A 22,443-nucleotide genomic window follows, 5' to 3' on the forward strand; every position below is an offset into this window, starting at 1 on the left:
GCTTAATACTTCAGATCCTCAGGATGTTGGCTTGCTTGTTTAAGCCTAAAATTATGCGACTACCACTCATACACTCTTTGCAAGGAAAGATGTTGCTGTATTTGGCATTGCCCGTCATGCTCATTATTGCCAGTATCTTGAGTTATTGGTATTCAACTAGCCTTAATCAGGCTGTTATACAAGCAAAACTAAATTTAAGCCAGACGGCAGATACGATTGCCGCGAAGGTAAATGAAGAAACGCAATTAGCGGTACGCACTACAGAGATTATGGCCTTAGCACAGCAAAATGGGTTGTTTGGTGATAGAGAGGCAAGTATTAATTTTGTTCGTGCAGTGCTTAAAATGAACCCTTCATTTGTGGGGGCTTCGTTTGGTTATGAGCCTAATGCCGATAATCAAGATCAAGCCTATATTAATGCTCCACCGTTAAAAGAGGGCGTTTATGTAGACCAAACTGGCCGTTTTTTACCTTATTGGCATCGTGATTTTAATGACTCTGAACGTTTGTTACTTGAGCCCTTGGTCGATATGGAATCAAGTCTTTATTATGAGGGAGTACGTCAACAGTTTTTACGTGATGGTAATACCGAGACGATGATCACTGAGCCCTATGTTTACGAGGGAAGAATGCTGGTTGAACAAAGTTCGCCAATTATTATTAATGGCGAATTTGTCGGTATGGCAAGTGTAGATAGGGCTCTGGCCGATATTACTGATTTTTTACAAACTATCAAACAACAGTTAAAAATAGATGTTTTGTTGCTCAGTCAGCGTAATAATGTAATTGCGACTACATTAACTAACTCAGAGCTGACAACCAAAGCGATTGCTGAGACTCAGTATGCAAACTTAATTGAGCAATTAGAGTCACAAGGGCAGGCGCGGCGCGTCATTGCTGATAATGACCCTCTAGACTCTCACGTGTATTATTTTGATAAAGCAGAGGTAAACACCGGACATTGGAGTGTAATAGTTCGGCGCTCTGAAACCGATATTATTGGGCCTATTCAAGCGCAATTTAGCCCATTATTGGCAGCGGCTTTTGCAAGTGTATTACTGGTGTTTTTACTCTTTTGGTATTTTATTAACCAAGCAACCAAGCGTATTAATATTGCGATTAAATCTGTTGAACAGCTAGCTAATGGAGATTTATCTATTCATGTTCAAAAGTATATGACTCAAAAGGATGAACTTGGCACCATGTTTAGAAGCTTTGAGCGTTTAATTAAAGCCAGTAAAGATATTGATCAGGTTTGCTCTGCGATTGCAGCTGGGGATTTTTCTCAAACAGTTTCTAAGCGCAGCCCTTATGACAGTTTAAGTGATTCTATTAATTTAATGTCGAGTAAACGCCATGAGGCAGAGCAGGCTCTACTTGAGCAAACCATAGAGCTTCGTCGCACTCAGCAGGAACTTGTTGAAGCAGAGAAAATGTCTTCACTTGGAAGTTTAGTCAGTGGTGTGGCACATGAGGTGAATACACCGTTAGGTGTTTGTGTGACAGCGACATCTCATTTGCGAGAAATGTTAATCGAAACTAAAAACAAAGTGGCTTCTGGCACCTTAAGTAAAACAGAGTTTAGTGAGTTTATTAGTGAAGTTGATTTAAGCTGTGACATTTTGCTAAAAAACATGCAACGTGCCGCTGATTTAATAAGCAGTTTTAAACGTGTAGCGGTTGATCAAACAACCGAAGAATTACGTAATTTGTATGTAAGTAGTTATTTTAATGAGGTGCTAAAAAGCCTCTATCATACCCTTAAAGCAACACCGGTTGATATTACCATTAGTGCAACGGAGCTTGAGCCAGAAGTGTATTCTGATCCTGGTGCCTTAGCGCAAATTTTCACTAATTTAGTAATGAATTCAATTATTCACGGTTTTCAAAATGGTAGCAAAAAAGGGCAGATAAATGTTCATATTGAGTACTCAGACTCTGTCTGTATTCATTATCAAGACAGTGGTCAAGGCATGACAGATGAAGTTCAGAAAAAAGTGTTTGACCCGTTTTACACCACAAATAGAGCGGGTGGCGGCAGTGGCTTGGGGATGAATATTGTTTATAACCTCGTAGTTCACCGCCTGAAAGGGCAAATTGCAGTAAAGCAAAAAGAATCCACAGGCGTTTATTTTTTCATTCAATTTCCGGTAACGCCACCGAATTAATTAATAGCAGGGTGTGTTTATGGAGTGGTTACAAGATGATGTAGTGTCAGATAAAGCGGTTGCCAACAGCAATGCTAAGCCATGGAAAATCTTAATTGTTGATGACGATGACTCGGTGCATCAGGTAACTCAACTTGCAATGAAGCGCTTTGAATTTGAGCAACGCCCTGTTGAACTACACAGTGTTTACAGTGCATCTGAGGCGAAAGAGAAACTACAAAGCTCAGAACGTTACGCATTAATTTTACTAGATGTCGTAATGGAAACAGAACATGCAGGATTAGATCTTGCGCGATTTATTCGCCAAGACTTACAAAATGGTTATAGTCGAATTATTTTGCGAACAGGTCAGCCTGGGGTTGCGCCTGAGCGCAATGTTATTCGCGATTATGATATTGATGGCTATAAAGCAAAGAGCCAACTGCAAAGCCATGACCTTGAATTAATTTTTTATACTTCTTTGCGAGCGTATCGCGATATTTGCATGTTACAAACCCACCGCCATAATTTAAAGCGACTAATAAAAGCAATTTCTACTATTACCCAAATTGGTGATTTAGTTGAGTTTACCTCTGTTGTTATGGAAGAGCTTAAGTTAGTGCTGAATATGAGCGAGGCAAATCTCTATATTGATGCGCCTAAAGTATTTGGCATTTGCCAGCTAGATCAAAGACTACAAATGATCGAAGGAGAGCTTTCTGGCATACATTTATTCACGGGCAACGGAATTGACAGTATTCCACAAAAACATCAAGAGTATTTTTTAAGAGCAAAGCAAACTAAGCAGAATTTTATAGCAGATGATCATTATGTTTATTTTCATCACTCCCAAAAAGGGCTCGATTCAATACTCGCATTTCAATCATTGCAACCGGTTAAAAAAGAAGCGCAACAGCTTGTTGACTTGTTTTTGGGCAATGTTGTTCTCACATTTGAAAGTTTATTATTAGCTAACTCAATTGAAGAAACCCAGCAGCTGGCTATTTCACTGATGGGAGGTGCCATGGAGTCGCGCTCCAAGGAAACGGGATCTCACGTAATTAGGGTTGGCTTATATGCAAAATTACTCGCGCAGCTGCATAATCAAAATCAAGCGTACTGCGATAAAATTAGCCTAGCTGCGCAATTACATGATGTAGGAAAGGTAGGGGTACCAGATCTCATTTTAAATAAGCCAGCAAAATTAGATGCTGACGAATGGGAAATTATGAAACAGCATACTACTAAGGGATGGGAAATTCTCAAAGGGACAGCTAATCCTGTTATTGATATGGCTGCAAACATTGCGATTGATCATCACGAGCGTTGGGATGGAGCCGGTTATCCGCACGCAAAAAAACAGCAAGAAATCAGTTTAGAGGGACGAATTACTGCGATTGCTGATGTGTTTGATGCGTTATGTTGTCGCCGTTGTTATAAAGAGCCTTGGAGTATGGATGACGCAAAAGCGGAAATAATTAAAGGTGCAGGTAATCATTTTGATCCAAACTTAGTTGCACTTTTTGAAGCACATTTTAATGATTTTAAACAAATTTATCTTGATAGACCTGAGTAGAAAAGCGGGTATCGCTTTGACTGTGAAACCACAATCAAAGCGAAAGGTAAGTTAGTCGTACTTGGCTTCTAACTCGTTAGCGGTATGAAATTTTTCATGAGATTGTAATTGCTCATCGTATTTAACCAGGTTTTTAAAGTGCTCTAACTGGCCTGCATTTTTAACGATTTCAACAATAAACGACATCATAAAATCGGCGCCGGTTAGAGTGTCGCCAACTAAATAACGTTTACCTTCTAGGCGGTCGTTGAAATAACTAATAACTTTAGCGGTTTCGGCATCAGCGTATCCTTCTAAAAACTGTGTTTTAGCGCCATCTTTTAGCACAAACATTTTAAGTAGTAGTGGTAAAATTGCAGAGCTTTCTGCAAAGTGAAGCCATTGCTGATAATCAACATATTCAGTAGTACCTGCTTTTGGCGCAAATTTACCGTTACCGTATTTAGTAATTAAGTAATCGGTGATGGCGCCAGATTCAGTAACAATTAAGCCATCGTCTTCAATAACAGGCGACTTACCTAATTGGTGCACTTTTTTTAGTTCGTCAGGCGCTAAAAAAGTTTCTGTATTGCGCTGGTAGGCAACAATTTCGTAATCAACATCTAGCTCTTCTAAAAGCCAAATAATACGTTTAGAACGCGATTTATTTAAATGGTGTAGTTTTATCATGTCAGTCCTTGTTGGCGTTACTGCATAGGCAGTAACGCTTAGTAAAATTTAAAGAGGCTCGTTAATTTTAACCACGGTTTTGCCAAAGTTTTTACCACTAAGCATGTCGTTAAATGCGCTTATGGTGTTTTCAATGCCTTCTACCATGTGCTCGCGGTATTGTACTTTGCCATCGCGTAGCCATTTTTGCATGTCTTGTGCAAATTCGTCGTAGCGGTGACCGTAGTCGTCAAAAATTATAAAGCCTTGCATTTTAATACGTTTAGTAAGTAATTGACCCATAAGCATACCTAAGCGATCTGGCCCTTCTGGTAAGCTTGTTGCGTTATACTGCGATACTAAACCACACAGTGGTACACGTGCTGCGGTATTAAGTAAGGGTAATACGGCGTCGAATACTTTACCGCCCACATTTTCGTAATATACGTCTATGCCGTTATCACAGGCTTTTTCTAGTTGCTCTGCAAAGTCATCGGTTTTGTGATCAATACATGCATCAAAGCCTAGCTTTTCAACGGCATGGGCACATTTTTCGCTGCCACCAGCAACGCCTACCACTTTACAGCCTTTAATTTTAGCTATTTGACCAACGGTTGCGCCCACAGGCCCTGTTGCGGCGGCGACGACTACCGTTTCGCCTTCTTTAGGCGCACCAATGTCAAGTAAGCCCATGTAAGCCGTAAAGCCAGGCATACCCATAATGCCAAGCGCATAAGACGGATTTGCAGGTTCTTTGCCTAATTGCATTAAGCCCTCGCCATTGGTAATGGCGTAGTCTTGCCAACCTGTGTAGGCAAGCACCCATTCGCCTTCACTAAATTTATCGTTTTTAGACTCTTCTACTTGGCACACTGTAGCGCCAACCATTACATCGCCCACGTTTACCGGATCAGCATACGACTTTGCATCGCTCATGCGGCCACGCATGTATGGGTCAAGTGAAAGGTAAATAGTGCGCAGCAGCACTTCGCCATCTTTAAGCGCTGGTAAATCTACTGTTTTAAGTTCAAAGTTTTCTTCGGTAGGGGCGCCATGTGGGCGTGATGCTAAAGTAAGTTGACGACTAGTTGTAGACATAAAAATCTCCTTTTGAGGGTGAACCCACTTAACGAATGTGTATGCGTTTAATAACCTAATTGCATAAACAATAATGCGCGCTAAGCAGTCTATATATGTACAAATTTGTACCTTATAACAGGAGTTTTGGGCGGAGGGCTGCTAATTCAAGCTTTGCAGAGTATTTATTCTAAACAATTTATTTTAGCTTGCTAAAAATATGGCTATCGTAAAAAACGCCGTCTTTATAAATGGCGTGTTTGAGAACGGCTTCGGCTTCAAAACCGCATTTAGTCAATGCTTCTATAGAGCCAGTATTGCCAGCAAACACAGCGCCAAAAATACGGTTTAGATTTGAGTTTTTAAAGGCTTCATCGCAAATTTGTGTAATAGCGAGTGTTATTATTCCTTGCCCCCAAAAGTGACTATTAAGCCAATAGCCTATTTCGCCACTGCGGTTGTATTCAAATTCTCCTGGGGTGATACCTATACAACCTGCACATTGCCCATTAACAACTATGGCTTTAATTATACCATTTTTTGAGCCTTGGTTTATCCACCAATCCGCATCAGCTTGCGTATATGGAAATGGAATTTTAGACGATAAAAAGCGTGTCACCAGCCCATCGTTTAAGGTTTTAATAATGTGCGGGACATCGTGCGGTTGAAAATCTCTTAGGGTGATCATTGTTTTAATTAAGTGTCTGTTGCATACGGGTCAAGTTAGCAAGCAATTAGAGATTGCACAATCACAAAGATTAACCGTTTACGCCTATAACTTTGTTTTAAAGTACTCTAATATAAGCAAAATATGATACCTGTTTAAGATACTTTTATGCATCCACACATAGCCGCCCTTTATAATAGTGCCCAAAAGCCAAGCCGTTTAATTATAGGTTTAATGAGTGGTACCTCGTTAGATGGGCTCGATGTTGCTTTATGTAAGGTAAGCGGTGCAGGCTTAAACACGCATATTGAAATACTAAATTTCACTACCGTTGACTATAACAATGAGTATAAAAGCAAAATAAAGCAGGTATTTGCAAAACGAGAGTGCGATTTAGAACTTGTAACCTTATTACACCCGTGGGTGGGTAAATTACATGGCGATATAGTTAATCAGTGCTTACATACTTGGCAGATAAATCCGGCAAGCATTGATGTTATAGCCAGTCACGGGCAAACAATTTACCACTGCCCACAGTCGCAACATAATTATAAAAGCTTTACTAATGGCACATTACAAATTGGCGATAGCGACCAAATAGCCGTTACTACCGGTATTACAACCATTGGTGATTTTAGGCAAAAGCACATAGCCGCAGGGGGCGAAGGCGCACCTCTTGCAGTTTATGGCGATTACTTGTTTTTTTCAAGCCTTGTTGAAAACCGTATTTTGCTTAATATGGGGGGGATTGCTAACTTAACATTTTTACCCAAGTGCGGTGATGCTAGCGCGGTATTTAGCTCCGATATTGGCCCGGGTAATACAATAATGGATGCCTACGTACATAAATATTTTGAGGGGATGCATTTTGACGACGGTGCAAAAATAGCAAAAGCAGGTAGGGTGAATACACCTTTGCTAAATGCGTTATGCACTGATGACTTTTTTAATTTAAGTATGCCTAAAACAACTGGGCCAGAAGTATTTAATTTAGCGTATTTAAAAGCGGCTCAAGCACTCTCCAATACACAGGATTTAACTCATCAAGATGTAATGGCAACACTCAATGCATTTAGTGCTAATGTAATAAGTGCTGCAATAAAAGAGTGCGCTAAAAACAAGGGAAACTGTGTGGTATATGCCAGTGGCGGCGGAATACATAACCCGTTATTAATGGAACAGCTTTTAACTCTTTGCCCAGAGGTTAAGGCATTTAAAAATACTCAAGTATTGGGAATCGATCCCGATGCAAAAGAAGCCGTATTGTTTGCCATTTTAGCAAACGAATGCCTAGCAGGTGAAAAACAACATTTTAAAGGCTGCTCACAAGGTATTGCGGGAGTAACGATGGGAAAAATAAGCTTTCCCGATTAAGCTTTCTCGAGCAAACCGTTTTAAAATAACGATAAAAAGGTTGATCCTACCCCTGCAAAATATCGGCGCAACCCTTGTGGTTTTGATTGCTCGATATTGATGAGTGGCGCGTTATATCCGCCCTCAAAGGCGTCAATATTCATATCAAACTGAAGGCTATTTTTTAAGGTAGCGTATTTTCCATGCAACATTAGCTGCATTACAAAACATTGGCTGTGGGCGATCTTGTTTAAAGTAAGGTTAACGTAACCACGCTCTAAATCGGCTTGCGTAATAATGTTTTCAGTAAAATACTGAGCACCACGGGCACTTGGATGTGTTGCGCTAAGCGAAATAACATCGCCTTCATGTACCGCATCGGGTAAATCGCATTGCAGTGTGATTGCATGAAGCGCATTAGCTTGTACCGAAAGATTTTCGTATTCCATGGTGTGGCTCATTGCCGCAGACATCGGGTCATCAAGTGATTGCAGTGCAAATGTTAGTTGCACTAGAGGTGTGGTCATTTTACTTCGTCTTCTTACAACAGTATCAGTTTATCGAGTAGAAATTATCCACCATCAACATTACAGAATTATGACTATTGTACGAAATCGTATAATTTTTGAGTAGTTTGATCAAAAGCGATCTTAACTAACCGGAGCTTCAGTTAACTATTAAGGTCTGTTGAGTTTTCAAGATTGAATTTACACCAGTTTGTTTGGTATTTAGGTAAGGCAAAGCCAATTTAGTTTATTCTCCATAAATTGGCGATAACGTCGCTTTATTGCCAAACAGGCGCTGCCCAATGGGGCTCGTAGGGCCTATTTACGCTTAGTTACCTTCATAGGTTTAGGTGACGGGCGTGAGCAGGACGCGGAAGTTTACTCGGTTTTTATTTATTATTACATGCATGTAAACCAGTAAAATAAATTAGGAGCCGATATCAAGCACACTAGGTTACAAACCTCGAGCCGCTATTAAATAGCCCCTAGTTTGAACAAAATTTAATCCACAAAGATCAACAGACCCTAGTTTAAGATCGACTTATGTTTTTTTACTGTTTAGGCAGAGTGAATATTTTCTTTAAATTTTAGCCAAGTTTATTGGAAATAAATTTGTACGATATGAACTCTTTATTCACTCAATACTAAACATTGGGTATAGTTGTTTAAACTCTTCTTTATAAAGTAACTTTATGTTAAAAAAATTAATTTTATTGTGTGCGTTAAGCGTACCACTTGCAGCATGTGCGGATGATGTTGCGCCATTTTCGGGCGAGATAAGTACACAAGCACTATTAAGCGACTACGATAAATTTAACGAACAATACAACGCATTTACGCCAACCGAACAAGATATTGCCTTAATGCAAAAGCTAGAAGGTAAGGAGCTAATTGTATTATTTGGTACTTGGTGCCACGACAGCCATCGCGAAGTGCCAAAGCTGATTAAGTTAATTGATGAATCTAAGGTAGAGCTTGCAAGTATTGACTACGTGGCAGTGGGTTACAACAAACGCGATGATGCCGGAATAGCCGAGGCATACGACTTGCAGTACACGCCTACGTTTATAGTAAAAGACGATGGTAAAGAGTTAGTTCGCGTAATTGAAAAGCCAACCGGAACATTAGCAGAAGATTTAACGCAGGGCTTGTAAGGTCTACCCTTATGTTATAGCCATTCAGTTAGTGGCTATAAAGCTTGGCTTTTTTGATTTGTTGCTAACCATAGGCAGATATTTAGCGTCGGTTTGATACGGGTTATGCGAACATCAACCAGTAATTTTATTTAAAATTAATAGGGATATTTATGAAGTGTAAAAAGTGTAAATCAGGGATTACTTCACCTGTAGTTAAAACGACAAACCTTAACGGGACTCCAATCGCGTCATCATCTTGCCCTGTATGTGGTGAAAATCTAGATGGTTCAAAAAAATATTGGGTTTTATTAATTATTTTACTTATTGGCATTGGTTTAGCATCAAAGTATTTTTCTTAACCTTATTTGTATTATCCACACATGTGAATGAGTAGGAATTTGGTATTGATTATTAATCTTTTACTTAAAAATTGTGTGGCTTATGACATTAATGCGATCTGAAAAAGTTCAATTGTGGTTTATGATAAATGCCAACAAATTGTATGTAGCTAAAGTTTTTTTGCTTATAGGTGTCTTACAATCTAGTCATAGTTTACACGCATAACCTCTATTCACTAAATAGGCTTTTTTCGAACGCTTGCGCAGCATGCGAAGACGGTCTGTCTTTATAATGCAACTGATGCAGGGGCCTTGAAAGTTGCCCGCTATTGTTTTGATTCAGGCGTGTTAATTTACCTAACTGAACTAAATCCTCAGTAACTACATTTGGCAATAAAGCAACGCCCATACCTTGAGTAACGGCTCTTGCTATGGCTTCGTTGCTGCCCAATTGCATACTTTGCTCTGCTTGTACGCCATGCTTTGCTAATAACTTTACCGACATTTCTAACGTGCCCGATCCTGGCTCGCGCAGTAGCCAAAATTGATTGTTTAACCATGCTTTTAAGTTTTTAGTGGGCTTAAAGTTACTGGGTATAACAACACTCATTAAATCGTTTTGCCAGTGCTTACTTATTATATGCGGCTCGGTGGGTGTGCCTTCAACCAGTGCTAAATCGATAGTGCACTCTAGCAATGCGTGCTCAATTTGCGCGGTATTGGCCACTTGTACTTCTACTTTTATATGCGGGTACTGAGCGCAAAATTTGGCTAAATAGGGCGGTAGCCAATAGCTGGCAATGGTTGTGCTAGTGCCAATAACGAGCGTGCCGCGCTTAAGCCCCGTTCGCGATTTAATATCGTCAATGGCGGCTTTTTCAATGGCAAAAATGCTACGTGCATGATCATACAAGGCTTGGCCGCCCTCGCTTAAGGTAAGCTTTTTGCCCTTAGATGCACGTTCAATAAGTTGTAAATTTAATTGGTGCTCTAGCTCTTTTAGCGCTTTAGATACAGCCGGCTGGCTTATAAAAAGCGCCTCGGCTGCGCCTGAAAAGCTACCCAATTTAGCCACTGTATAAAACACCCGAAGTGCATGTAAGTTCATTGTATAACCTTAAATTTCATAACTTTTAATTGTATAACTTAAAGTTATTAAATCATGATTTTAATGTATTGGAGTTATATTTTGCGCTTTCTTAAAATGAAGTCAACAGTTTAACGTTGTTCAATTGAGGGAATAGTATGCTTAGCGCTATTAAAAATGGGTTTCAGCCTTTGGGTATTAATACTAAGCAATACGGCGATACGCGCTGGTGGCTAGGTATGCTACTGGTGGTTATTTTAGCGGGGGCATCTGTTGCATTAAGTAAGTTACAAATAATGCAAACTGCGCAATTTAGCTCACTCACTATTGGTATTGTGCTTGGCATTATTGTGGGCAACAGTGTGTTTTCGCGCATAGCTACGCGTACCGATGTAGGTGTTGATTACGCTAAAAGTATATTACTCAAAGCAGGCATTATTTTATTTGGGTTTAGAGTTACTTTTGCGCAAGTAGGGGGTGTAGGCTGGCATGGCCTATTAACCGATGTGGTAATGCTGTTAGGTACATTTATTTTGGCAGTGCAGCTAGGTAAGCGCGTATTTAAGCTCGATGAGCAAACAACCATACTAATAGGCGCGGGTAGTTCTATTTGTGGCGCCGCAGCGGTAATGGCAACCGAGCCTGTTATAAAAGCACAGGCGCATAAAGTATCAGTAGCGGTAGCAACGGTAGTGGTGTTTGGCACGTTAAGTATGTTTGCTTACCCAATAATGTTTGAGTTTATGGGGTTGAGTGAGCACGCTTACGGTATTTTTGTAGGTTCAACCATTCATGAAGTAGCGCAAGTGGTTGCAGCAGGTACTGCTGTAAGCGCTAGTGCAGCCGACACCGCCGTGATTGAAAAAATGCTACGTGTAATGATGCTTGCACCATTTTTAGTAGGCTTATCGTTTTGGCAAAGTAAAAAGCATGCAAAAACAAACAACAAGCACAGCAGCGAGCAAAAAGCAGGTATTACAATCCCTTGGTTTGCTGTGTTATTTATTGTGGCAAGTGGTGTACATTCGTTCTCGGTTATTCCCCAAGGTGCTACAAACTACATTGTGTGGTTTGACAATATATTGCTCACCATTGCCATGGTCGCGCTAGGGCTTCGGACGCAAGTGGGGGCTATTCGCCAAGCAGGCATACAGCCCCTGTTGTTAGCGGGCTGTTTGTTTTTATTTTTAACCTTGGGTGGCTATGCCATTAATATAGGCATAGCGCAACTTTTTGGGGTTTTAAATCATTAACCTATACAGGCCAATCTACCTCGTTTAAGTGATCAAGCTGTGCAGCTGAATGTTGATTGCCTTGCCATTTGTTGGTGTAGGTACCGTTTGGATCAAACTGTGCAGTTTGCTTTTGTATATTAAAGTGGCGTCCGCCACGTGGGTCAACGCCGACTCCCGCTATGTACTGCCAATTTCCCCAGTTGGCTGCTACATCGTGATCAATTAGCTGCTGCTCAAAATAAGCTGCGCCGTATCGCCAATCAAGGCCAAGCTCGTTTACTAAGCAGCTTGCCACAATTTGCCTGGAGCGGTTTGTTATAAACCCGGTTGCATTGAGCTCTTTCATAATGGCATTAACTAAAGGGTATGGGGTTGTGCCTTGGCACCAAGCAGCAAAACGGTTTGGCATAAACGTAGTAAGCGGCTTAGTTTGCTTTTGCCCCTTGAAACTAAACAAGCTGCTTTGTACGTTTAGTGCATGCCATTTAAAGTATTCGCGCCACAGTAGTTCAAACTTAATCCAGTAGGTTGAATCGTTAGCGGTATATGTGTGTTCGTATTGTTCAACAGCATTGTATATTTGTTTTGCGCTAATACACCCAAAAGCAAGCCATGGGCTAAATTTGGTGGTGTTGTCAAAGCCATCAAGCGCGTTACGAGTTATTTTGTAAGTGCTAGGTAATTCGCCTGAAAAGTATTGTTCACAGTGTTTTTGTGCGCTTGTTAAGCCACCATGCATTGAGGTGTTAATTGCTTTTGGCAACTCAATTGGGTTTTTAGCGCACAGCGTAATAGGTTTAGGCAATAGCTCGGTTGTAATGTGCGAGAGTGTAATTGGAACATTGACTGCTTCAACCTTCTTTTTAAACGGGGTAAAGCTTTTAGGTAAATCGTTTAAATTAAAAGGCAGCTCGTTTTGCTGATATAAAGTATCCTGCAGGGTACTGGTAAATTGAATTTCAGGGCAATGGGCTTTTAATAAATTAATTTCGCGTTGTTCGTACACACCAAACTGCTCACTGTAAACCACTTCATCGATGTATTGCTCTTTTATACGTTGCTTTAGAACGTTCACTGGTTCGCCTTCTAGCACGTGCAGAGTTTGGCCACGTGCAATTAATACTTGCTGTAATTCATAAAGGCTTTGCATTAAAAAGGCGTACTTGTTTTCACCATACTGCTTTTGCTGATAATTTGTGTTTTTAAACCAGTTGGGGTTAATTACAAACACGACGTCTAGTGCGCATTGCTGTAGTGCAAGTTTGCTAAAAATAGCGTTGTCGTGAAGGCGTAAATCGTTTTGTAGCCAATATAAAATGCGTTTGCTCATACTTATACTCTGGTTTTTTAGATGTTGTATTTACGAAGCAAAAGCGGGTAGGGATTAGTTAATCGTGTTTTTAATCGAGTAGATTTATAAATACGTGCAAGATTGCAATTTGAAAAAAGGCGGTAAAGTTACCGCCTTTGATTTTATCGGGAAAATTTTAAATAGCTGATTTTTGCTCTGCTATCCAATCGTTTATTACGTCTTCAAGTACAGCCATAGGGAGTGAACCTTGACCTATAACGGTGTCGTGAAAGCTGCGTATGTCAAATTGTGCGCCGAGTTCTTTTTCGGCTTTTGCACGTAATTCGCGTATTTTTATCTCGCCCATTTTGTAAGAGAGCGCTTGGCCTGGCCATGAAATATAACGATCTATCTGATCTTCCACGGCGCTTTGTGGTAAAGCGGTGTGGCTTGCTAGGTAATCAATTGCTTTTTGGCGGCTCCAGCCGAATGCATGAATACCGGTATCAACCACTAAACGCACAGCACGCCACATTTCGTAACCTAAACGGCCAAAATCACTGTATGGGCTTTGATAAAAACCCGCTTCTTTACCTAAGCGTTCTGTATATAGGGCCCAGCCCTCGCCAAAAGCAGAGTGACTAAGTGTGCGTCTAAATTCGGGTACATTTAGCTCCATAGCAATGGCATTTTGTAAGTGATGCCCTGGTATGGCTTCGTGCAGGCTGAGTGCTTCTAAATTATATAAAGGTTGCAGTTTAGGTGTTGAGGCTAAAAAGTAAGTACCTGGTGAGCGGTTGTCTGGCGGTGGCATATAAAACGCGCCACGACTCGCTGAGCCTTTAATAGTAAAGGTATTACGCGGTAAATGGCCAAAGTAAGTGGGGAGTTTGCCATACATTTTTTGCGTGATAAAAGCGGTTTTTTCTAGCAGGTCTTGCGCGTCTTTTGCGTAAAATTGCTCATCGGTTGCTAAAAATTCTAAAAACTCACTATAAGTGCCATCAAATTCTACTTCATCAATAATGCTTTGCATTTGCGCTTTAATACGCGCAACTTCTTTAAGGCCTAGTTCGTGTATTTGTTTAGGTGTGGCGTTTGTTGTGGTGTAGTAATTAACCGTGTACTTGTAGTAATCAAGCCCGCCTTTAACGCTTGCAATACCAGGCTGCGCTCTACAGTGTGGCATATACTCATTTTTAAAAAAGTCGTAGAACTGTTCGTATGCGGGTAATATGCTTTTGGCAATTATAGCTTTAGCTTTGGCTTGATAGTCTGCCTTTTGCTGTGCGGTAAATGTATTAGGAATACGCGTAAAGGGCTCATAAAGGGCACTGTTTTCGGCGTTTTTAACTATATGCGCGCTAATGCTTTGGCTGTAATTTTCAAAGGTTTTACAATAATGAGTAAACCCTGTTTTTATACCTTCTTTCATTAAATCAATATTTTGCTGATTGAAGCGCGGGTAGTCGGCAAGGCTGGTTAAAAATGCGTTGTAATCATCAGCTGTTAAAAAAGCCATATTAGCGGGCGCTTCTGCAAAGTAGGTATGCCAGCCACTTAAAAAATTAACCGGAAAATACTTATCTTGATAAAGGTAGCTTTGTTGCTCGGTTTCTCGCTCATATTTAAATAAGCGATAGTTCATTAGTTGCTCGGTGTCGAGCGTTTTTGGGTCTATGCTGGCTAAGCTCTCTAGAACGCTGTTGTTATAGGCTTGGCGCTTTGCAATGGCTTGCTCGCTCCAATTTGGTAATGTGCCGTTTGGTTTCCAACCGTCTGGATCGGTACGAAAAAATATTTTTTCAGCTTTGGCGTTTTGCCAGTGATTATAAATAATGGTTTTTAAATCGCTGTTGCTGTCGGCTAGGCTTGGTAGCGAGGTTGCTGCTAAGCACATAGCTAAAATACGTTTTTTAAACATAGTCATCCGGTATTGGCGAGTTTGTCGCGCTTTTTTTATTTTAATTTGTGCTCAATATAGTACCAAGTTAATTTAATCAATGCGCTTACTTTTATCCTTATGAATTTATCGGTTGTATTTTAAGGTTGAGCAAATTTCACTGCATAACTTATAGCAGCTCTAGTTTATTGTTTTATCAGCGTTTAGAATGACTAAAACTTATTATAAAAAATGACCGTCATGTTTAATAAATTAATCGCTTTAATTGATGAAGCAAACAGCCAAGACCCTAACACTGAGCTATTTAATGGACAAAGCATGCCAAAAGAAAGCCTATATGCGACTCGTATGAGCGATATGCTTAGCCGTTATAAGCCCGATGCAGATGAGCTTATGCAAATTGCAGTGCGTGGGCAGCATATACAACGTTGGAAGTCGCCGCGTAGTGACTTTGAAATGAACAAGCAGGGCTATCATCAATGGCGCAGTGCACTTTATATATTTCATGCAAGCAGTGTTGTTGCACTTATGCAGCGAGCTGGGTATGACGATGCTGAGCAAAACAGGGTGTACGATGCAGTCGCTAAAAAAAATATTAAACGTAATCCCGATAGCCAACTAGTAGAAGACGTAGCAAGTCTTGTATTTATTGAGCATTACATGTTGGGGTTTGCTAATAGTAAGCCTGATTACGATGAGCAAAAATGGATAGGTATTATTCGCCGTACATGGCAAAAAATGTCAGATGACGCGCATGAGTTTGTAATTGCAGGCAATATTACATTACCTGCGCCGCTTGTTGGGCTTATCCATAAAGCACTTGAGTAAAAGTAGTGTAAGTTAAGTATTAAAATAAAAGGATTTTAGAATGTTATGCCCACGTACAAATACCTCTCTTGAGCCTTTATTAATTGGCGGGATTACTGTTTTTACGTCAGCGCAAGGCGGCGTATTTTTTGATAACAGCCAAATTTTTAAGTTTAGCTCGCCAGAGTTAAAACATGGTCAGGTTTTGCTTAAGCATTTGAGTGAATATAGCGAGAGTAAATACGATGTATCGCTACGAATTAATTGCCCAAAGTGCAAAAAGGTAGTGATGATGCGTCGGTTTTTTTCACCGCTCAAAGTGGTTGAGATAGACGAGTGCCCGGGTTGTGCAGGAATATGGCTTGATAGCGGCGAGCTTGCAAAAATACACGAAAACCACCTAACACCCAAAAAGCGAAAACTGTTAGCGCACGAAATGTCCACCAATCATGGGTTTATAACTATTAAGGCACCTGCTTCTAGGTTTATGCCAACTAATAAAAATAAAAGTGCGCACGAAACCGCGGTTGAGAACTTGGTGCGCTTAGCTTTACTTGGCTTGTAACTCTTAATAACGTATTAAAACAAAAACGGCGTACTAAAAAGTACGCCGTTTTTTGTAATAAATTAACGCTTGTGCAGTTTATTTATTACGGTTTTCTTTTGCAAAGGCACGTATTTTACGTTTTTGCGAAAGCGTTACTTTATTAGTACGCCCTGCAAATGGGTTATCACCTTCTCTAAATTCGATTTTGATTGGGGTGCCCATAATTTTAAGTGCTTTACGGTAGTAGTTCATGAGGTAGCGTTTGTAGCTATCTGGTAAATCGTGAACTTGGTTTCCGTGAATTACAATACGTGGCGGGTTATAACCACCGGCATGCGCATACTTAAGCTTAACACGACGACCACGAACAAGTGGCGGCTGGTGATCTGCCTGTGCCATGTCCATAATACGGCGAAGCATTGCGGTGCTAATACGCTTAGTGGCCGACTCGTAAGCTTCATCAACCGACTCAAATAAATGACCAACACCTGTACCGTGCAGTGCAGATATAAAGTGTAAGCGTGCAAAGTCAATAAAACCTAAACGACGGTCAAGCTCGGTTTTAATACGATCTTTAACGTAATCATCTAGTCCATCCCATTTGTTTACGGCAATAACAAGCGAGCGGCCTGAATTAAGCGCAAACCCTAATAGGCTTAAGTCTTGATCAGATATTCCATCACGTGCATCTACAACCAGTAAAACAACATTACAATCTTCAATGGCCTGCAGAGTTTTAATCACTGAGAACTTTTCTACTACGTCGCTTACTTTTTTACGTTTACGAACACCTGCTGTATCGATTAACACATACTCTTTTTCGTTACGTGTCATAGGGATATAAATAGAGTCGCGTGTTGTACCAGGCATATCGTACACAATCACACGTTCTTCACCAAGTATACGGTTTGTAAGTGTAGACTTACCGACGTTAGGTCGACCAATAATAGCCAGCTTTACTGGTTTATCTGCAAATGCTTGGTGGTCAGTATCGTCGCCTTCACCTTCTTCGTAAAGATCAATGAGCTCTTCATCATTATCGGCTACGTCTTCATCTTGTGCTGCGAGTTCGGCAATAACAGGCTGAAGTGTGTGCTCAAGTAAAAGCGTAATACCGCGGCCATGAGCTGCTGCAATGTGATGAATCTCACCCAGTGATAACTGGTAAAATTCAGCACAATTTGAGTCAGCATCAATACCGTCAGTTTTATTGGCAACAACAAAACATTTTTTGTCTTGCTTGCGAAGATGATTAGCAATAGCTTGGTCGGCAACGGTCATGCCTACGCGGGCATCAACTAAAAACAGTACGATGTCGGCTTCTTCAATTGCAAGTAGCGATTGGTCAGCCATTTCGATCTCGATGCCTTCTTCAGTGCCATCAATACCGCCCGTGTCTACCACGATAAATTCATAGCCATCGTAACTAGCTTGGCCATATTTTCTATCTCGTGTTAAACCTGGAAAATCGGCTACGAGCGCATCACGAGTACGTGTTAAACGGTTAAATAATGTGGATTTGCCCACATTGGGTCGCCCAACTAGAGCGATCACGGGAAGCATAAACTACCTCTTAAAAAAACAACAAAAGGCTTCGCAGAGCGAAGCCTTATAAAAACCATATGACTATTAGTAAGTTAGTTTGGTATTGTTACCGCACTTACTTCACCGTCACGGGTGTATAATATCAGTTTGTCGTCGGCAACAACAGGTTCAACAAAGAAGCCTGAGCTATCAAAGTCTTCACGCGCTACTAATTCGCCAGTTTCCTTGTTTAGCCAGTGTAGGTTACCTTCTTGGTCGCCTAAGGCTAAATAGTTACCTGTAACAGCAGGACCTGTTAAGTACCAGCCACGAAGTGCGGGTTGGCTCCAACGTTCAATACCTGAATTTTTATCTAATGCATAAACAACGCCGTTGCTGTCTACTACATAAATACTTTGTGCATCCATCGAAATTTCGCGGTAGCTGCTGTATTCACGTTTCCAAACCACATTACCAGAGCGAATATCAACTGCTGCTAGGTTACCGTTGTATGCAATTGCATAGGCGTACGGGCCGCTAATGAGTGGCTGCGTGTCTACGTCAACCAGGCGTTCAAATTCTGAAGCACCTTTTGCAGCTGCAATTTCTGCGCTCCAAGCTGAGTAACCACTTTCTGAAATTAAAACGCTTAATTTACCTGTTTCTAGGCCAACTAAAACGCCACCGTTTGCAACCGTAGGTGCACTTTGTCCGCGTAATGTAAGTGCTGGCACTTCTTGTTCAAAGCTCCAACGCTCTTCACCTGTATCAGGGTGAAGTGCTAATAATTTACCTGAGCCTAGGTTTACAAATATAAGGCCGTCGCCGGCTGCTGCTTTTGAAAGTGATTCACCAGGTACGTTTTTGCGCCATACTTCTTCGCCAGTTTCGCGATCAAGTGCCACTACAAAGCCGTGTTCAGAACCAATATACAGTTTACCATAAGCTTGTAATATACCGCCTGATAATTTTGCTGTACCGTCGTCGCTCCAAGGCCAAAATGAGGTGTCTTGACGTACGTCGGTTTCCCACTGTACATCGCCGTTAGTAAGCGACAATGCCTCTACTTGACCTTCGCGGTTTGCAACATAAACAGTGTCTTTGTATACAGCAGGTGTTAAGCGAGAAAAATAATGCTCTACGCCGCTACCTACAGACTCTTGCCAAACCACATCAGTTTCAAACTGATTGGCGATTTCGGGAAGGACTAGTTCGTCTTCTTCATCACTTGATGAACAACCCATTAGCGTTGCCATACATAGGGCAAGGGTTGCGGTCGTTAATTTTTTCATACCTAAAACCTTATGCCGCTGGGCTAGTTACTGCTAGGTCATCTAACTTAACTTGTAAAAGTGGGTTGCCTGTTAACCCACCTGCATCTACCGCAGCCTGATAGGCGGTGCGCGCTTGCTCTTTATTACCTTGCTGAGCATAAATGTCGCCTTTAAGCTCTGCAACGTTTGCATTAAACGCTTCAGGTAATGGTGCATTTAGTGTGTTTAACGCATCGTCAAAATTAGTTTGTGCAATTTGAATACGTGCTAAACGTGTAATAGCAATCGCTTTTAATTCTGCATTTTCAACGTTTGATACAATCCAGCTTAACTTTTCGCTAGCAATATCTAACTTTTGGGCTTCTACGGCGTCTTTAGCTGCTACAAACGCCGCAAGTGCTGCATAGTTTGTGTCTTTATTTTCACTGATAAAAGCATCCGCTGATGATAAAACATCATCGCCTTCTACTAATTTAGTGTAAGAATCTGACGCTTGCTCAGCGGTTGTAATTTGGTTTTGGTTGTAGGCTTTCCAACCGTATAAGCCACCTAAACCTACAATTACACCGAGTGCCAGTGAAAGACCGTTTTCACGGAAAAAGCGTTTAATGGCTTCTGCTTGTTCTTCTTCTGTTGAATGTATATCCATGATTACCTCTAATATCTGCTTAGCCGTTTATAAGCTCAGCTAGTAGCGCTTTAGCTTGTTCTAATTCTAATGTGACTTGTTCTTTACGCTCACGTAAATACTTTATGGTCACCACGCCTTGTTCTAATTCATCTTCACCAATAATTACAGCAACAAGTGCATCGCTTTTATCGGCACGTTTTAATTGTTTTTTAAAGTTTCCGCCACCCGCGTGAACCATCACACGAAGGCCAGCCACATCACGGCGTAGTTCAGACGCAATAATCGGGGCTTGAATACTTGCTTTGTCGCCCATGGCCGCTAAATATACATCAGCATTACGGCGAATGTCACCAACACATTCAAGTGCTTGAAGTAACAATACTAAGCGCTCTAGGCCCATTGCAAAACCAACGGCTGGCGTTGCTTTTCCACCAAGTTGCTCAACTAAGCCATCGTAGCGTCCGCCAGCACACACAGTACCTTGCGCGCCAAGGCTGTCGGTTACCCATTCAAATACGGTACGGTTATAATAGTCTAAACCGCGCACTAATTTTTCGTTAACCGTGTATGAGACGCCAGCTGCGTCTAAACGTTCACATAAATTTTCAAAATGTTCTTTTGATTCAGCATCTAAATGTTCTGACAGCTTAGGTGCATCAACTAATATTGCCTGTACGTCAGGGTTTTTGCTATCAAGTACACGTAATGGGTTTGAATACATGCGTCGTTTTGAGTCTTCATCAAGCACGTCAGTATGTTGTTCAAGGTAAGCAACAAGCGCATCTCGGTATTGTGCGCGAGCTTCATTAGACCCCAATGAATTAAGCTCTAATCGTACATGCTCGGTAATGCCAAACGCTTCCCACAGCTGTGCTGTTAATAAAATAACTTCAGCATCTATATCGGCTGTGGCAATACCAAAGGTCTCTAAACCAAATTGGTGAAATTGACGATAACGCCCTTTTTGCGGGCGCTCATGACGAAACATAGGGCCCATGTACCAAAGACGTTGCTCTTGGTTATACAGTAAGCCATTTTGGTTGCCAGCACGAACACACACTGCGGTGCCTTCTGGGCGAAGAGTGAGTAAATCACCGTTTCGATCAGAAAAGGTGTACATTTCTTTTTCTACTATATCGGTCACTTCACCAATAGAGCGTTTAAATAGATCGGTTGATTCTACAATAGGAAAACGAATTTCTTGATAACCGAACGAAGCTACTGTCTCGCGTAAAATGTTTTCTACTTTCTGCCAAACTTGCGTGTCGCCCGGCAGACAATCGTTCATACCGCGAACTGCCTGAATTTGTTTTGCCACTGATAAATCCTAAATACTGTTTATGTGTAATAAAAAAATGCTTACACAACAAGAACGCTAAAAATTGACCCAATATTATATACCCAAACGACCTCAAGATGCGAGCGTCGTTGGAATTAAAAGAAATTACCATTATTAAAAGTATTACTTTGATATAAAGCCCGATGAAGCGCTGAACTCTGTATTTTGTGAATGCTTGGGTAAATCTATTATAAAGGTCAACGCCAAACACGAATGCTTGGCGGTTAATACGTTATTTATTCGACTATTTTTACATCGATAGGGGTTTGGCTTTGCTTTTTATCTATGAAATCGCGAACGTAGCCCTCTAGTTGCTCAACAATGTTGTTGTTATCTATACGTGCTTTTTGGCGTTCGCCGTTAATGTATAAACCTGAGCGACGGTTTGCACCGGCAAGGCCAATATCACTAACAAGGGCTTCGCCTGGGCCGTTTACTACACAACCAATAACCGATACAGAAACCGGTTCGATTATATCTTCAAGGCGTTCTTCTAATTGGTTCATGGTGCTCACTACATCAAACTCTTGGCGTGAGCAGCTTGGGCAGGCAATAAAGTTAATACCGCGTGAGCGTATACGCAGCGATTTTAAAATATCAAACCCTACTTTGATCTCTTGTACTGGGTCGGCGGCGAGTGATACACGTAGCGTATCGCCTATGCCCTCGGCAAGTAGCATACCTAAACCAACGGCTGATTTAACCGAACCAGAGCGCATGCCGCCAGCTTCGGTAATTCCTAAATGTAGAGGTTGATCTATTTCTTTAGCAAGCAAACGATATGCGCCTACGGCTAAAAACACGTCTGACGCTTTTACCGAAATTTTAAACTGATCAAAATCAAGACGGCGTAATATATCTACATGGCGCATTGCTGATTCGAGTAATGCCTCTGGTGTTGGCTCGCCATATTTTTCTTGCAAGTCACGCTCTAACGAGCCACCGTTTACACCAATACGAATTGGAATGTTATTCTCGCGGGCTGAATCAACAACGGCTCTAATACGCTCTTCGCTGCCTATATTACCTGGGTTTATGCGCAAACAATCTACGCCATATTTTGCCACTTTTAAGGCTATGCGGTAATCAAAGTGAATATCGGCAACAAGGGGAATACTGACTTGCTCTTTTATACTTTTAAACGCTTCTGCTGCGTCCATAGTCGGTACTGACACACGAACTATATCGGCTCCTGCGTCTTGAATTGCTTGTATTTGTGCAACTGTTGCATCCACATCCATAGTGTCAGTGTTGGTCATCGATTGCACTGCAATAGGTGCGCCGTCGCCAATAGGCACATTGCCTACATTAATACGGGTGGATTTTCTGCGTTTGATAGGAGATTCTGAAAACATAG

The 22,443-nt window shown here is 41.2% G+C and carries 20 protein-coding genes; 8 read left to right on the top strand and 12 right to left on the bottom strand.

The features are described 5' to 3' along the window. Positions 1 to 53 precede the first annotated feature (53 nt). Together ATS76_RS06185 and ATS76_RS06190 are read left to right on the top strand one after the other, a co-directional pair. Positions 54 to 2,168: an ATP-binding protein gene (locus ATS76_RS06185; protein ID WP_235590916.1), complete on the top strand. Its 2,115-nt coding sequence runs from the start codon at positions 54 to 56 to the stop codon at positions 2,166 to 2,168. A gap of 19 nt (positions 2,169 to 2,187) precedes the next feature. Next, positions 2,188 to 3,723: an HD domain-containing phosphohydrolase gene (locus ATS76_RS06190; RefSeq protein ID WP_058551461.1), complete on the top strand. Its 1,536-nt coding sequence runs from the start codon at positions 2,188 to 2,190 to the stop codon at positions 3,721 to 3,723. 51 nt (positions 3,724 to 3,774) lie between these two features. Here ATS76_RS06190 and ATS76_RS06195 read toward each other — a convergent pair whose 3' ends face one another. From ATS76_RS06195 to ATS76_RS06205, 3 genes are all read right to left on the bottom strand, one after another. Then, positions 3,775 to 4,392: a glutathione S-transferase family protein gene (locus tag ATS76_RS06195; protein ID WP_058551462.1), complete on the bottom strand. Its 618-nt coding sequence runs from the start codon at positions 4,390 to 4,392 to the stop codon at positions 3,775 to 3,777. 48 nt (positions 4,393 to 4,440) lie between these two features. Beyond that, the gene (locus ATS76_RS06200; RefSeq protein ID WP_058551463.1) at positions 4,441 to 5,469 is read right to left on the bottom strand and encodes an NADP-dependent oxidoreductase; all 1,029 of its coding nucleotides are present in this window, start codon (positions 5,467 to 5,469) and stop codon (positions 4,441 to 4,443) included. Between the two features lie 178 nt (positions 5,470 to 5,647). Continuing rightward, entirely contained in the window at positions 5,648 to 6,136 is a 489-nt protein-coding gene (locus tag ATS76_RS06205; protein WP_058551464.1) for a GNAT family N-acetyltransferase, read from the bottom strand. Between the two features lie 147 nt (positions 6,137 to 6,283). On the opposite strand from ATS76_RS06205, the gene ATS76_RS06210 reads away from it, so the two are divergent. Further along, complete coding sequence (locus ATS76_RS06210) at positions 6,284 to 7,489, top strand: anhydro-N-acetylmuramic acid kinase (protein WP_058551465.1); 1,206 nt, start codon at positions 6,284 to 6,286, stop codon at positions 7,487 to 7,489. A 20-nt stretch (positions 7,490 to 7,509) separates the two neighbouring features. On the opposite strand, the gene ATS76_RS06215 is transcribed toward ATS76_RS06210, so the two are convergent. Continuing rightward, the gene (locus ATS76_RS06215) at positions 7,510 to 7,995 is read right to left on the bottom strand and encodes a hypothetical protein (RefSeq protein WP_058551466.1); all 486 of its coding nucleotides are present in this window, start codon (positions 7,993 to 7,995) and stop codon (positions 7,510 to 7,512) included. Between the two features lie 671 nt (positions 7,996 to 8,666). On the opposite strand from ATS76_RS06215, the gene ATS76_RS06220 reads away from it, so the two are divergent. Further along, complete coding sequence (locus ATS76_RS06220; protein ID WP_058551467.1) at positions 8,667 to 9,128, top strand: thioredoxin family protein; 462 nt, start codon at positions 8,667 to 8,669, stop codon at positions 9,126 to 9,128. A 152-nt stretch (positions 9,129 to 9,280) separates the two neighbouring features. Further along, positions 9,281 to 9,469 carry a hypothetical protein gene (locus ATS76_RS06225; RefSeq protein WP_058551468.1) on the top strand — a complete coding sequence of 63 codons (189 nt, stop codon included), beginning with the start codon at positions 9,281 to 9,283 and terminating at the stop codon, positions 9,467 to 9,469. Between the two features lie 208 nt (positions 9,470 to 9,677). On the opposite strand, the gene ATS76_RS06230 is transcribed toward ATS76_RS06225, so the two are convergent. Then, on the bottom strand, positions 9,678 to 10,556 hold the full coding sequence (locus ATS76_RS06230) for a LysR family transcriptional regulator (RefSeq protein ID WP_058551469.1): 879 nt from the start codon (positions 10,554 to 10,556) through the stop codon (positions 9,678 to 9,680). A 137-nt stretch (positions 10,557 to 10,693) separates the two neighbouring features. On the opposite strand from ATS76_RS06230, the gene ATS76_RS06235 reads away from it, so the two are divergent. Further along, a complete protein-coding gene (locus ATS76_RS06235) occupies positions 10,694 to 11,788 on the top strand; it encodes a YeiH family protein (RefSeq protein ID WP_058551470.1) in 1,095 nt (364 codons plus the stop codon). 1 nt (position 11,789) lies between these two features. Here the strand turns inward: ATS76_RS06235 and ATS76_RS06240 are convergent, their stop codons facing one another. Further along, positions 11,790 to 13,100 carry a DASH family cryptochrome gene (locus ATS76_RS06240; protein WP_058551471.1) on the bottom strand — a complete coding sequence of 437 codons (1,311 nt, stop codon included), beginning with the start codon at positions 13,098 to 13,100 and terminating at the stop codon, positions 11,790 to 11,792. Between the two features lie 157 nt (positions 13,101 to 13,257). Continuing rightward, the gene (locus ATS76_RS06245; RefSeq protein ID WP_058551472.1) at positions 13,258 to 14,985 is read right to left on the bottom strand and encodes a DUF885 domain-containing protein; all 1,728 of its coding nucleotides are present in this window, start codon (positions 14,983 to 14,985) and stop codon (positions 13,258 to 13,260) included. A gap of 219 nt (positions 14,986 to 15,204) precedes the next feature. Here ATS76_RS06245 and ATS76_RS06250 point away from each other — a divergent pair, with 219 nt between their 5' ends. Together ATS76_RS06250 and ATS76_RS06255 are read left to right on the top strand one after the other, a co-directional pair. Beyond that, positions 15,205 to 15,792: a DUF4202 domain-containing protein gene (locus ATS76_RS06250; RefSeq protein ID WP_082664327.1), complete on the top strand. Its 588-nt coding sequence runs from the start codon at positions 15,205 to 15,207 to the stop codon at positions 15,790 to 15,792. A gap of 40 nt (positions 15,793 to 15,832) precedes the next feature. After that, on the top strand, positions 15,833 to 16,336 hold the full coding sequence (locus ATS76_RS06255; RefSeq protein WP_058551474.1) for a TFIIB-type zinc ribbon-containing protein: 504 nt from the start codon (positions 15,833 to 15,835) through the stop codon (positions 16,334 to 16,336). A 78-nt stretch (positions 16,337 to 16,414) separates the two neighbouring features. Here ATS76_RS06255 and der read toward each other — a convergent pair whose 3' ends face one another. The 5 genes from der to ispG all read right to left on the bottom strand — a co-directional run bounded on the left by der (position 16,415) and on the right by ispG (position 22,441). Beyond that, positions 16,415 to 17,881: a ribosome biogenesis GTPase Der gene (gene der, locus ATS76_RS06260; RefSeq protein ID WP_058551475.1), complete on the bottom strand. Its 1,467-nt coding sequence runs from the start codon at positions 17,879 to 17,881 to the stop codon at positions 16,415 to 16,417. A 74-nt stretch (positions 17,882 to 17,955) separates the two neighbouring features. Continuing rightward, on the bottom strand, positions 17,956 to 19,134 hold the full coding sequence (bamB, locus tag ATS76_RS06265; protein ID WP_058404574.1) for an outer membrane protein assembly factor BamB: 1,179 nt from the start codon (positions 19,132 to 19,134) through the stop codon (positions 17,956 to 17,958). Between the two features lie 10 nt (positions 19,135 to 19,144). Further along, the gene (locus ATS76_RS06270) at positions 19,145 to 19,765 is read right to left on the bottom strand and encodes a YfgM family protein (protein ID WP_058551476.1); all 621 of its coding nucleotides are present in this window, start codon (positions 19,763 to 19,765) and stop codon (positions 19,145 to 19,147) included. A 19-nt stretch (positions 19,766 to 19,784) separates the two neighbouring features. Next, positions 19,785 to 21,065, bottom strand: a complete 1,281-nt coding sequence (gene hisS / locus ATS76_RS06275; protein WP_058551477.1) for a histidine--tRNA ligase — start codon at positions 21,063 to 21,065, stop codon at positions 19,785 to 19,787. 257 nt (positions 21,066 to 21,322) lie between these two features. Then, on the bottom strand, positions 21,323 to 22,441 hold the full coding sequence (ispG, locus tag ATS76_RS06280; protein WP_058551478.1) for a flavodoxin-dependent (E)-4-hydroxy-3-methylbut-2-enyl-diphosphate synthase: 1,119 nt from the start codon (positions 22,439 to 22,441) through the stop codon (positions 21,323 to 21,325). Between the last annotated feature and the right edge of the window lie 2 nt (positions 22,442 to 22,443).

Source organism: Pseudoalteromonas sp. 10-33 (assembly GCF_001469195.1).
In the GTDB taxonomy this organism is placed as follows: domain Bacteria; phylum Pseudomonadota; class Gammaproteobacteria; order Enterobacterales; family Alteromonadaceae; genus Pseudoalteromonas.

Coding starts and splice junctions, on each gene's coding strand:
- ATS76_RS06225 (WP_058551468.1), top strand. CDS start 9,281: ATGAAGTGTAAAAAGTGTAAATCAGGGATTACTTCACCTGTAGTTAAA.
- ATS76_RS06210 (WP_058551465.1), top strand. CDS start 6,284: ATGCATCCACACATAGCCGCCCTTTATAATAGTGCCCAAAAGCCAAGC.
- ATS76_RS06215 (WP_058551466.1), bottom strand. CDS start 7,995: ATGACCACACCTCTAGTGCAACTAACATTTGCACTGCAATCACTTGAT.
- ATS76_RS06255 (WP_058551474.1), top strand. CDS start 15,833: ATGTTATGCCCACGTACAAATACCTCTCTTGAGCCTTTATTAATTGGC.
- ATS76_RS06200 (WP_058551463.1), bottom strand. CDS start 5,469: ATGTCTACAACTAGTCGTCAACTTACTTTAGCATCACGCCCACATGGC.
- ATS76_RS06230 (WP_058551469.1), bottom strand. CDS start 10,556: ATGAACTTACATGCACTTCGGGTGTTTTATACAGTGGCTAAATTGGGT.
- ATS76_RS06250 (WP_082664327.1), top strand. CDS start 15,205: ATGTTTAATAAATTAATCGCTTTAATTGATGAAGCAAACAGCCAAGAC.
- ispG (WP_058551478.1), bottom strand. CDS start 22,441: ATGTTTTCAGAATCTCCTATCAAACGCAGAAAATCCACCCGTATTAAT.
- ATS76_RS06245 (WP_058551472.1), bottom strand. CDS start 14,985: ATGTTTAAAAAACGTATTTTAGCTATGTGCTTAGCAGCAACCTCGCTA.
- ATS76_RS06220 (WP_058551467.1), top strand. CDS start 8,667: ATGTTAAAAAAATTAATTTTATTGTGTGCGTTAAGCGTACCACTTGCA.
- ATS76_RS06270 (WP_058551476.1), bottom strand. CDS start 19,765: ATGGATATACATTCAACAGAAGAAGAACAAGCAGAAGCCATTAAACGC.
- ATS76_RS06195 (WP_058551462.1), bottom strand. CDS start 4,392: ATGATAAAACTACACCATTTAAATAAATCGCGTTCTAAACGTATTATT.
- bamB (WP_058404574.1), bottom strand. CDS start 19,134: ATGAAAAAATTAACGACCGCAACCCTTGCCCTATGTATGGCAACGCTA.
- der (WP_058551475.1), bottom strand. CDS start 17,881: ATGCTTCCCGTGATCGCTCTAGTTGGGCGACCCAATGTGGGCAAATCC.
- ATS76_RS06185 (WP_235590916.1), top strand. CDS start 54: ATGCGACTACCACTCATACACTCTTTGCAAGGAAAGATGTTGCTGTAT.
- ATS76_RS06205 (WP_058551464.1), bottom strand. CDS start 6,136: ATGATCACCCTAAGAGATTTTCAACCGCACGATGTCCCGCACATTATT.
- ATS76_RS06190 (WP_058551461.1), top strand. CDS start 2,188: ATGGAGTGGTTACAAGATGATGTAGTGTCAGATAAAGCGGTTGCCAAC.
- ATS76_RS06240 (WP_058551471.1), bottom strand. CDS start 13,100: ATGAGCAAACGCATTTTATATTGGCTACAAAACGATTTACGCCTTCAC.
- ATS76_RS06235 (WP_058551470.1), top strand. CDS start 10,694: ATGCTTAGCGCTATTAAAAATGGGTTTCAGCCTTTGGGTATTAATACT.